The following is an 8,680-nucleotide window of genomic DNA, read 5'->3' as shown; positions in this document are numbered from 1 at the left end:
AAAAAGCAGGGTAGTTTTTGACACTACCTAAAAATCGGTAGTGTCAAATGTTTATGAAAACTCAGAGCCGGGTAGACCGGCGACATTAGAACCTTAAAAGTACAGATATGTAAGGGGCTGGCAGATCCCGCCCCCCTCGATAACTTTGGAAATACTAGGTTTTTATAAAGAAAGGGGTGTCGATTTGACACTACCGCAGAATAATAGGAGGGATTTAAATGAAAACAATAGGTTTGATAGGTGGTCTGAGCTGGCAATCTTCTCTTGACTATTATCGAATTATTAATCAACAGGTGGCCGAGAGGCTGGGGGGACAGCATTCTGCTGTTTGCGCAATGTACTCTCTGGATCTGGATCCGATTCTCATCTACCGTGATCTGGACGAATGGAGTAAAAATACTGCTATCATGGTTGATGCAGTACGGAGGGTAGAGGCGGCCGGAGCAGATTTTACATTAATTTGTTCTAATACGATGCATAAAACATATGAGGAAATTCAGGCTCAGGTTCAAAAACCAATTCTGCATATTGCCGAAGTGCTGGCAGAAGAGATTCTACGTCGGGGATATAGTAAAGTGGGACTTTTGGGTACGCGATTCACACTTAATGATGAATTTTACAAAAAACGTCTTAAAGAAAGGCATGGCATTGAAGTTATAGTTCCTGATAAAGAGGATGATATACAGTTTGTACATGACGTGATTTATAACGAACTCGATTATGCAGTTATCAAACCTGAATCACGTAAACGTTATTTGCGCATTACGGAAGAAATGTATGAGTCCGGAGCAGAGGCCGTGATTTTGGGATGCACAGAGATTCAAATGTTAATTCAGCAGGAACACACATATGTGCCGTTGCTTGATACTACATTTTTACATTGTATGGCAGCAGTAAATATAGCACTGGGTGAAAACTAGACAAAAATACCACTTTCTGGTATCATGAAATAGCAATTCAAAATAGGCATAGGAGTGGTTATCTATGGAAAGTGTACATCAGGAACTGGAATTTTTTCAGGCGCTGCTTCGTAATTTGGGCATTCAATTTGGTATAAACTGCGAAATCGTTCTTCATGATTTTACGCAGGAAAAATATGAGAGTACGATTGTGGCTATTACAAATGGCCACGTTACGAAGCGAAAGATAGGGGATGGCCCGACCAGCCTGTTTTTTCAATATTTCAAAGATGGCATGCATGAGGATATAGAGCCGTATATAAACTGCACTGACGATGGGCGCATCTTTAAATCCTCCACTACTTTAATAAAAAATAATGAAGGAAAGGCGGTGGGGTCACTCTGCATCAATATGGATATCACAGAGTTGAAATTGATGGAAAACAGCATCCAGAAATTCTGCAGTCTGGACAATCAGCCTTTGGTGGAGGAACACTTTCCTAACAGGGTTTCAGAGCTGTTGGAACAGGTTCTGGAAGAATGTACACAGCTTATCGGTAAACCCCCACAGGCAATGAGTAGGGAAGAAAAAATCAAGGCAATAAGGTATTTAGACCAAAAAGGGATATTCCTGATAACAAAATCAGGAAAGCGTGTCTGTGCGTATTTCCAGATATCCAAATATACATTTTATAATTATCTGGATGAAGCTCGTGGCATTACAGAAACAGAAAAAAAGGGACTGTCGCAATAAACGGGTGACAGCCCCTTTTTCTGCTATGTGCCTTCAAATTGATTCCTGACATCTGCACATTTACTTTGCAATTTATAATTTGGCTTCTAATCCATCCTGTTTCCGCTTAACGGAGTAAACTCCTTCTGCCGGAAGTAGGTGGAGAGCAGGATGGAAGTATTGGACAGTCCGTACTTGCGGATTTGTTCCAGAAGAACCTCCAGATCCTGTGCATTGCCAACGCGCATTTTAATTAAAACATTGTTTAAACCAACTATATGGTGATGTTCAACGATTGAAGGATCATTTTCACAAAATCTGCAGAACGGTTCATATTCCTTCGGAGGTACATTCACCAGCGCATAAGCTGAAATGTTGCTTCCTAACAGAGTTTCATTAATCTGGGCGTGAAATCCTTCGATGACCCCTGCATCTTTCAAACGGTTAATTCTTTCGGCAACAGCCGGAGCGGTCAGCCCTACTTTTTGTCCGATTTCCCGGGTTGAAGTTTTGCAGTTCTCCTGAAGGATATTTATGATCTTAATATCGGTATTATCCATGCCGCCTTCCCCTTTCTGTAAATAGTTCCCCTAAAATCTCATTATACATGATAAAATATGCTAAGTAAAGACTTTCTGTAAAGCGGTTAGGCATAATTGAGATAAGAATTTTAGTGAATGAATTACTTTGCAAAGCGAAAGATATTTACAACAACTGTGTAGTATTGGTAAAATTATCGTACAATATAAAAAGGAGTGATGTTTCATGGAACCGTTAAATTTACCTATAACAGGTATCTGCTCTTTTGGTAAATATCCGATTTGCACAGACCTTGACAAACTTGATGCGGATATAGCAGTATTAGGTGTTCCCTGTGATTTCGGCGTTGGATTTATGAGCGGCGCGAGGCTGGCTCCCCGCAGAATCAGAGAAGCATCCACACAGTATGGCCGCGGCACCGGTGGATATTATGATTTTGAAAACGACGTGCAGAGGCTGGCAGCGCCTTTTAGCATCGCAGACTGCGGAGACGTTGACATTTTACATAGCGATTTTAATTATACATTTAACAATGTTACGGAGAGCGTTAAAAAGATTATTCAAAAGGGAGCTGTGCCTTTTGTAATCGGAGGCGACCACTCCATCTCCATTCCGGTGGGAAAAGCCCTGGAAGAAGTAGGGGAGGAGATATGCGTAGTGCAGTTTGACGCCCACCTTGACTGGACCGACCATGTCGGTCCGCTGAAAACAGGCAACGGAAGCCCGATGCGGCGGATGTCTGAGATGAAGCATATCGGTCCGATGGCGCAGATTGGCCTCAGGGGAATGGGCAGCAGCAAGCGGACGGATTTCGACGATGCCAGAAACTACGGCAGCGTTCTTATTTCAGCCAGGGAGGCGGCAGAGATTGGCGTCGACGGTATTCTGGCAAAGATACCGAAAGCTAAGAATTATTACCTTACCATAGATATTGACGGATTTGACATGTCGATAGCGCCGGGAGTGGCGTCACCGCTGCCGGGCGGCCTTCTTTTCGATCAGGAATGCGATATCATTAACGGCATCGCAAAGATGGGAAGGATTGTGGCGGCCGACTTGGTGGAAGTTGACCCCCTGTATGATCCGTCGGGAGCGACAGTGCGCCTTGCATCCTTGATGATGATGCACGTATTTACAAAGATAGAGGAACAGAGAAAGTCAGAGAGAAGAGGGTAAAACAGGTTACTGTCCACAGAGCTTCGCTTTTCGGCAGAGCTGCGAACAGTAACGAAAACAGAGGTTAAGAGAGGGGAAAGGCTATGGCAGATTACCATGTCGAATTGTTACACAAAAAAGATTACAAAACAACGGAGTGGAGCGGAGGATTGACGACGGAGCTTTCCATTGCGCCGGAGGGCAGTGTTTACGCGGACAGGGACTTTATGTGGAGACTGAGTTCAGCTACGGTGGAACTGGAGGAGAGCGATTTTACGAGCCTGCCTGATTACGACCGCATTATCATGACTCTGAAAGGCGATATCAGCCTTTCTCATAATAACGATAACTGGATCGATCTGCCGGAGTTCACGCCGCATGCTTTTGACGGAGGTGACGAGACGGCAAGCAAGGGAAAGGTAATCGATTTTAACCTGATGCTTAGAAAAGGCAGATGTACCGGCCATGTCGTTCCGCTTAGAATGGAAGAAGGCGAGGGCTGCGATATCCGCAGTATCCTGACATTTGAGATGCCGGAATATGAAGCCGTTATGATATACTGTTATAAAGGCACGCTGGCCGTGACACTGGACAACGGTGAGAATTATCGCCTGGAGGACGGAGATACCCTGAAGCTGACCGGCAGATTCGACAAAGCGGGCTGGTCATGTTCGGCAGAGACGGTTGTGGCAGCGGTTGTGTCGGCTGTTCATTACCAGTAATGCGTTAAAACGTAATAATTCAAGATAATAATTTTTTGCGGCCTATCTGACGGCAGCGGGAAATGTTATAATAGATTTACTTAATTACTGCAATATATATCACCAATATATATATCACTATCACATTATTATTTATCACTATAAAACAGAGGAGGATCATTATCATGGGAAACAAACTGATTGAGTGCGTACCGAATTACAGCGAGGGCCGTGACATGCAGAAAGTGGAGCAGATCGTTGACTGCTTCAGAGGTAAAAAGGGAGTTAAGCTCTTAGATTACCAGACAGACCCGAACCACAACAGATGTGTTGTAACTGTTATCGGTGAGCCGGATGAACTGCGCGACGCAGTAGTTGCATCCTTCGGAAAAGCAGTTGAGTTGATTGATATGACCAAACATGAAGGACAGCACCCGAGAATGGGAGCCGTTGACGTAGTTCCATTTATTCCTTGCCGTAACACAACAGTAGAAGAGGCAGACGCAGTAGCCAAAGAAGTAGCTAAAATCGTTGGTGAGAAATACGGCGTACCTTGCTTCTTATATGAAGCATCTGCATCAGCTCCTCACAGAGAGAACCTTGCAAAAATCCGTAAGGGACAGTTCGAGGGTATGGCTGAGAAGATGAAAGACAAAGAACTGTGGGCTCCGGACTTTGGTCCTGAGACAATCCATCCGACAGCAGGTGTCAGCGCAGTCGGCGCAAGAATGCCGCTTGTAGCATTCAACGTAAACCTGGATACACCAAACCTTGAAATTGCCAGCCAGATTGCCAAGAGAATCCGTCACATCGGCGGTGGACTCCGTTATGTAAAAGCGATCGGAATCATGCTGGACGACAGAAACCTTGCACAGGTTTCCATGAACCTGACAGACTTCACAAAGACTTCTGTTTACCGTGCATTTGAGTTAATCAAGATGGAAGCAAAACGTTACGGAGTTAACGTATTAGAGAGCGAGTTAGTAGGCCTTGTTCCGATGCAGGCTCTTGTTGACTGTGCTGAGTACTACTTACAGCTGGCAAGCTTCGGACCGATGACATTTGACGCCGACAAGCAGATTATGGAAATCCGCTTACTGGAAGAAGAATAATCGTAACAGTACGGCCGAAGGCTGAACTGCGGCGAATATCCGCTCAGCTCATGACGGAATTGTTATAATTCTGAAACGTAAATTAAGAACGGTTAATGATAGCGCCGTCCCGGCCGCAAGGCAGGGGCGGCACAGCAAAAGTAAGAATAAATGCGAGGAGAAATACCAAAATGGGAGATTTAAAAGATTTAACAGTCGAGGGTTTTGTAGACGTAACAGCATCTGACGCACCGGCGCCGGGCGGCGGCAGCGTATCCGCACTTGCAGGAGCGCTTGCGGCAGCACTTGCAGAGATGGTAGCGAACTTGACGGTAGGCAAAGCTAAATACGCAGAAGTAGAAGGCGAGATGAAAGAGCTTGCAGCATCAGGTGCAGCACTCAGAAAAGAGCTTGTTGAGGATATCCAGAAAGACAGCACATCATTCAATCTTTACATGGATGCTATCGGAATGCCGAAAGACACCGACGAAGAGAAGGCAGCCAGAAGAGAAGCAATGCAGAACGGTTTAAAAGCAGCCGCTCAGGTTCCGCTTTCCGTAGCTGAGACTGCATACAAGATTTTCCCAATCGCTGAGGCAGTAGTAAGCAGAGGCAACACCAATGCCGTAACAGACGGTCTTGTGGCAGCCATGATGGCACGTACTGCAGTAATCGGCGCTTTATTCAACGTTAAAATCAATCTGGGTTCCATCAAGGATGAGGCATTTGTAGCCGATTTATCCGCAAAAGTAAAAAGTCTTGAAGAGCAGGCAATTGCTTATGAGCAGAAGATTTTAAAGGCATCTGAGCTTTCTGACCAGTTATATTAATTACTCAGTAAATAATAACAATCCAAATAAATCAAATCGATGGAGGGGAACATATCATGAAAACAGATATCGAAATTGCACAGGAATCAACACCATTAAACATCCGTGAAATCGCAGCGGCAGCAGGCATTGACGAGAAATACTTAGAGCAGTACGGCAACTACAAAGCAAAAGTTGACTACAACCTGTTAAAAGAAACCGACAAGGAAGACGGAAAACTGATCCTTGTTACAGCTATCACACCTACTCCGGCAGGTGAAGGAAAGACAACGACAACCGTTGGTCTTGCAGACGGATTAAAGAAAATCGGCAAGAACGTAACAGTAGCTCTGCGTGAGCCGTCCCTGGGACCGGTATTCGGCGTTAAGGGCGGAGCAGCAGGCGGCGGATACGCACAGGTAGTTCCGATGGAAGACATCAACCTTCACTTCACAGGCGACTTCCACGCAATCGGAGCAGCTAACAACCTGATGGCAGCTATGCTTGACAACCACATCTACCAGGGCAATGCACTGAGAATCGACCCGAAGAGAATCACATGGAAACGTGTAGTTGACATGAACGACCGTCAGTTAAGAAACATCGTTGACGGACTTGGAAGAAAAGTAGACGGCTTCACACGCGAAGACGGATATGATATCACGGTAGCAAGTGAAGTTATGGCTGTTCTCTGCCTGGCAAGCGACATCATTGACTTAAAAGAGCGTCTGGGCAAAATGATCGTAGCTTATACATACGACGATGAGCCTGTAACGGCAGCAGACTTAAAGGCAGACGGCGCTATGGCCGCACTGTTAAAGGATGCCCTGAAACCAAACCTGGTTCAGACTCTGGAGCATACGCCTGCATTCATCCACGGCGGACCATTCGCTAACATCGCTCATGGCTGTAACTCCGTTATCGCTACTAAGATGGCTCTGAAGCTTGGCGATTACACCGTAACAGAGGGAGGCTTCGGCGCCGACCTTGGCGCAGAGAAATTCCTTGACATCAAGTGCCGTAAAGCAGGCCTTAAACCATCCGCAGTTGTAGTAGTTGCTACGGTACGTGCCCTGAAACATCACGGCGGCGTTGCAAAGACAGAACTCAATAACGAGAACCTGGAAGCGCTTGAGAAGGGTCTTCCAAACCTGTTACAGCACGTTGAGAACATCACAACCGTATTTGGCCTTCCATGCGTAGTTGCTATCAACCGTTTCCCATTCGATTCCGAGGCAGAATTACAGCTTATCGCTGACAAGTGCAAGGAACTGGGCGTAAACGTTGCTCTTTCTGAAGTATGGGGCAAAGGCGGCGACGGCGGCGTAGAGCTGGCTAAAGAAGTAGTTCGTCTGTGCGAGACAGAGAATAACTTCCAGTTCTGCTACGATGAGAACCTTTCCATCGAAGAGAAATTAAATACAATCGTAACAAAGATTTACAGAGGCGAAGGCGTAGAGCTGGCTGCAACTGCAAAGAAACAGGCAAAGAGACTGACAGAGCTTGGATTCGGCAACCTGCCAATCTGTATGGCTAAGACACAGTTCAGCTTCTCCGACGACCAGAAACTGACAGGCGCACCAAGAGGCTTCAAGATTACAGTACGTAACCTGAAGGTATCTGCAGGTGCAGGCTTCATCGTAGCTCTCACAGGCGACATCATGACTCTTCCGGGCCTTCCAAAAGTTCCGGCAGCAGAGAAGATCGATGTAGATGCGACAGGAAAGATTTCCGGTCTGTTCTAAAATTTTCTACGTGTCATTGATAAACGGTGAAAGGTTCGCAAAGCGTGCCTTTCATCGTTTTATTAAAGGCGGAGTCCTGTGCGCGGAGCGTGCAGGTTATCGTTAAATCAGGGGAGGAATATTATGAATCTGTTCACAGCTCCGGAGGTTATCAAAAATTATGCGGCCGCCGGGAAGAAAAAAACAGAGCTATCGGTGTTCAGAATGCTGGTTTTGGGGATACTGGCAGGTATGTTCATTGCTCTGGGAGCGGCGGTGACCAATACGGCGGCTCACACCATTGCGGACGTTTCCACAGCCCGTATTATCTGCGGTCTTTTGTTTCCGGCCGGTTTATCGCTGGTTATCCTGATGGGAGGGGAACTGTTCACTGGGAACTGCCTCATCAGCATCTCGGTTCTGGAAAAAGAAACGACAACAGGAATGATGCTTAAAAACTGGCTGTTTGTTTATATAGGGAATTTCATTGGAAGTATCATCGTGGCGGCAGGCTGCGCGTACTTCGGACAGATGAATTATTCCGGCGGAGGCCTGGCGGTATTTACGATGAAGCTGGCAGCCACCAAAGCGTCCCTGCCGATGGGCAATGCCATAGTGCTGGGATTCTTCTGCAATGTACTTGTCTGCTTCGCTGTTTTATGCAGTCTGGAAGCAAAAGATGTAACAGGAAGAATCGTTGGAACATTTCTCCCCATCGCTTCTTTTGTAATCTGCGGTTTTGAGCATTCAGTTGCAAACATGTATTACATTCCGGCAGGAATTTTTGCATCCCATGTGCCGGCTTATGCGGCCAAAGCGGCAGAAGCAGGACTTGACCTGTCCATGCTGACCTGGGGCAATTTTCTTATTAAGAATTTGATACCGGTCACCATCGGTAATATCCTGGGAGGCGTATTTGTAGGCGCATCCATGTGGCTGGGGCATGTGTACCGTCAGAAGAAATAAATTACATACAGAATTTAGTTAGGCAGGTAAGGACGCCGCCGGTACGGCCAGCGGACGGGGTG

At 46.1% G+C, this 8,680-nt stretch carries 9 protein-coding genes; 8 read left to right on the top strand and 1 reads right to left on the bottom strand.

Going from position 1 to position 8,680, the window contains the following annotated elements:
- Positions 1–218: 218 nt before the first annotated feature.
- Together CLOSYM_RS11720 and CLOSYM_RS11715 are read left to right on the top strand one after the other, a co-directional pair.
- A complete protein-coding gene (locus CLOSYM_RS11720; RefSeq protein ID WP_021642262.1) occupies positions 219–920 on the top strand; it encodes an aspartate/glutamate racemase family protein in 702 nt (233 codons plus the stop codon).
- Positions 921–984: 64 nt separating this feature from the next.
- On the top strand, positions 985–1,653 hold the full coding sequence (locus CLOSYM_RS11715; protein ID WP_021642261.1) for a helix-turn-helix transcriptional regulator: 669 nt from the start codon (positions 985–987) through the stop codon (positions 1,651–1,653).
- Between the two features lie 86 nt (positions 1,654–1,739).
- On the opposite strand, the gene CLOSYM_RS11710 is transcribed toward CLOSYM_RS11715, so the two are convergent.
- Entirely contained in the window at positions 1,740–2,192 is a 453-nt protein-coding gene (locus CLOSYM_RS11710) for an Lrp/AsnC family transcriptional regulator (RefSeq protein ID WP_003502815.1), read from the bottom strand.
- 205 nt (positions 2,193–2,397) lie between these two features.
- Here CLOSYM_RS11710 and CLOSYM_RS11705 point away from each other — a divergent pair, with 205 nt between their 5' ends.
- The 6 genes from CLOSYM_RS11705 (at position 2,398) to CLOSYM_RS11680 (ending at position 8,618) form a co-directional block, all read left to right on the top strand.
- Entirely contained in the window at positions 2,398–3,348 is a 951-nt protein-coding gene (locus tag CLOSYM_RS11705; protein WP_003502817.1) for an agmatinase, read from the top strand.
- 83 nt (positions 3,349–3,431) lie between these two features.
- Positions 3,432–4,049, top strand: coding sequence for a HutD family protein (locus tag CLOSYM_RS11700; RefSeq protein WP_003502826.1), 618 nt, complete (start codon positions 3,432–3,434; stop codon positions 4,047–4,049).
- Positions 4,050–4,213: 164 nt separating this feature from the next.
- Complete coding sequence (gene ftcD, locus CLOSYM_RS11695) at positions 4,214–5,140, top strand: glutamate formimidoyltransferase (RefSeq protein WP_003502830.1); 927 nt, start codon at positions 4,214–4,216, stop codon at positions 5,138–5,140.
- Between the two features lie 170 nt (positions 5,141–5,310).
- A complete protein-coding gene (locus tag CLOSYM_RS11690; protein ID WP_003502832.1) occupies positions 5,311–5,949 on the top strand; it encodes a cyclodeaminase/cyclohydrolase family protein in 639 nt (212 codons plus the stop codon).
- A 56-nt stretch (positions 5,950–6,005) separates the two neighbouring features.
- On the top strand, positions 6,006–7,673 hold the full coding sequence (locus tag CLOSYM_RS11685; protein WP_003502834.1) for a formate--tetrahydrofolate ligase: 1,668 nt from the start codon (positions 6,006–6,008) through the stop codon (positions 7,671–7,673).
- A 123-nt stretch (positions 7,674–7,796) separates the two neighbouring features.
- Complete coding sequence (locus tag CLOSYM_RS11680) at positions 7,797–8,618, top strand: formate/nitrite transporter family protein (protein ID WP_003502836.1); 822 nt, start codon at positions 7,797–7,799, stop codon at positions 8,616–8,618.
- Positions 8,619–8,680 lie beyond the last annotated feature (62 nt).

Source organism: [Clostridium] symbiosum ATCC 14940, assembly GCF_000466485.1.
In the GTDB taxonomy this organism is placed as follows: Bacteria; Bacillota; Clostridia; order Lachnospirales; family Lachnospiraceae; genus Otoolea; species Otoolea symbiosa.
Note: the sequence above shows the minus strand (reverse complement) of the source record. Positions and strands in the feature narration are given on the sequence as shown.

Coding starts and splice junctions, on each gene's coding strand:
- CLOSYM_RS11700 (WP_003502826.1), top strand. CDS start 3,432: ATGGCAGATTACCATGTCGAATTGTTACACAAAAAAGATTACAAAACA.
- CLOSYM_RS11710 (WP_003502815.1), bottom strand. CDS start 2,192: ATGGATAATACCGATATTAAGATCATAAATATCCTTCAGGAGAACTGC.
- CLOSYM_RS11705 (WP_003502817.1), top strand. CDS start 2,398: ATGGAACCGTTAAATTTACCTATAACAGGTATCTGCTCTTTTGGTAAA.
- CLOSYM_RS11715 (WP_021642261.1), top strand. CDS start 985: ATGGAAAGTGTACATCAGGAACTGGAATTTTTTCAGGCGCTGCTTCGT.
- CLOSYM_RS11680 (WP_003502836.1), top strand. CDS start 7,797: ATGAATCTGTTCACAGCTCCGGAGGTTATCAAAAATTATGCGGCCGCC.
- ftcD (WP_003502830.1), top strand. CDS start 4,214: ATGGGAAACAAACTGATTGAGTGCGTACCGAATTACAGCGAGGGCCGT.
- CLOSYM_RS11690 (WP_003502832.1), top strand. CDS start 5,311: ATGGGAGATTTAAAAGATTTAACAGTCGAGGGTTTTGTAGACGTAACA.
- CLOSYM_RS11720 (WP_021642262.1), top strand. CDS start 219: ATGAAAACAATAGGTTTGATAGGTGGTCTGAGCTGGCAATCTTCTCTT.
- CLOSYM_RS11685 (WP_003502834.1), top strand. CDS start 6,006: ATGAAAACAGATATCGAAATTGCACAGGAATCAACACCATTAAACATC.